This is a genomic window from Rhizobium sp. PEPV16, from assembly GCF_008919455.1.
GTDB classification, from domain to species: Bacteria; Pseudomonadota; Alphaproteobacteria; order Rhizobiales; family Rhizobiaceae; genus Rhizobium; species Rhizobium leguminosarum_Q.
Map to the genome: position 1 here is coordinate 239845 of NZ_VSZV01000310.1, position 1125 is coordinate 240969.

Below are 1125 nucleotides of genomic sequence, written 5' to 3' on the forward strand. Positions count from 1 at the left end.
AGGAAAGGCTCTACGAAACCGGAGTCCGGCATTTCCATCGCCGGGCTCTGGCACCTCCAGCTTTTTGCCGCTAGGAAAAGAACGGCAGCATTCAGGGAGGAAACTGGCATGGGCGACAATCCGATTTATGAGATCCGCGACGAACGCTTCGGTGCAATGGTCATCGGCAGCGCCGGCCTCGAGGAGCTTTATTCCGGCTGCCGCTGGACGGAAGGCCCGGTCTGGTTTTCCGACCTGAACTGCCTTCTCTGGAGCGATATCCCGAATGAACGCATGATGCGCTGGACACCGGACGGTACCGTCTCCGTCTTCCGCTCGCCCTCCAACTACGTCAACGGCAACACCCGAGACCGGCAGGGCCGGTTGGTCTCTTGCGAACATGGCGGCCGCCGCGTCACCCGCACCGAGACGGACGGCACCATCACCGTTCTCGCCGACAGCTACCAGGGCAAGCGGCTGAACTCGCCGAACGACGTCGTCGTGCACTCCGACGGCGGGGTCTGGTTCACTGATCCGACCTACGGCATCCTGTCGGATTACGAGGGCCACAAGGCCGAGCCCGAGCAGCCGACGCGCAATGTCTATCGGATCGATCCGGCAAGCGGCGCGATCGACGCCGTCGTCGAAGATTTCATCCAGCCGAACGGCCTTGCCTTCTCGCCCGATGAGACGAAGCTCTACATTGCCGATTCCGGCTCCGCAAAACATGAAGTGCCGCGCCATATCCGCGTTTTCGACGTCACCGACGGCAAGGCGCTTGCCAACAGCCGCTACTTCTGCAGCCTCGATGTCGGCCATCCCGACGGCTTCCGTTTCGATGTCGCCGGCAATCTCTGGACGAGTGCCTCCGACGGCGTGCACTGCTTTTCGCCCGACGGAACCCTGCTCGGCAAGATCAGGGTGCCGCAGACGGTGTCCAACCTCACCTTCGGCGGCCCCAAGAAAAACCGGCTCTTCATCACCGCGACGCGTTCGGTCTATTCGATCTATATCAAGACGACCGGCGCGCAATATCCATAGATCAGGCCTTCGCCTTGTCGGGGCGGCCGTGCAGCGGCTCGGCGCGGTGCCAGTTTTCCAGAATGCGGCCATCGGTGTGTTTCTGCCGCGCCCAGCGGATGCCGT

General features: G+C 62.4%; 1 protein-coding gene and 1 pseudogene. One reads left to right on the top strand and one right to left on the bottom strand.

Annotated elements, in window-relative coordinates:
• The first annotated feature begins 108 nt into the window (after positions 1-108).
• The gene (locus FY112_RS18185) at positions 109-1020 is read left to right on the top strand and encodes an SMP-30/gluconolactonase/LRE family protein (RefSeq protein ID WP_029871779.1); all 912 of its coding nucleotides are present in this window, start codon (positions 109-111) and stop codon (positions 1018-1020) included.
• Between the two features lies 1 nt (position 1021).
• Here FY112_RS18185 and FY112_RS37900 read toward each other — a convergent pair.
• A pseudogene (locus tag FY112_RS37900) lies at positions 1022-1125 on the bottom strand (trehalose utilization protein ThuA); the annotation flags it as partial.

Coding starts and splice junctions, on each gene's coding strand:
- FY112_RS18185 (WP_029871779.1), top strand. CDS start 109: ATGGGCGACAATCCGATTTATGAGATCCGCGACGAACGCTTCGGTGCA.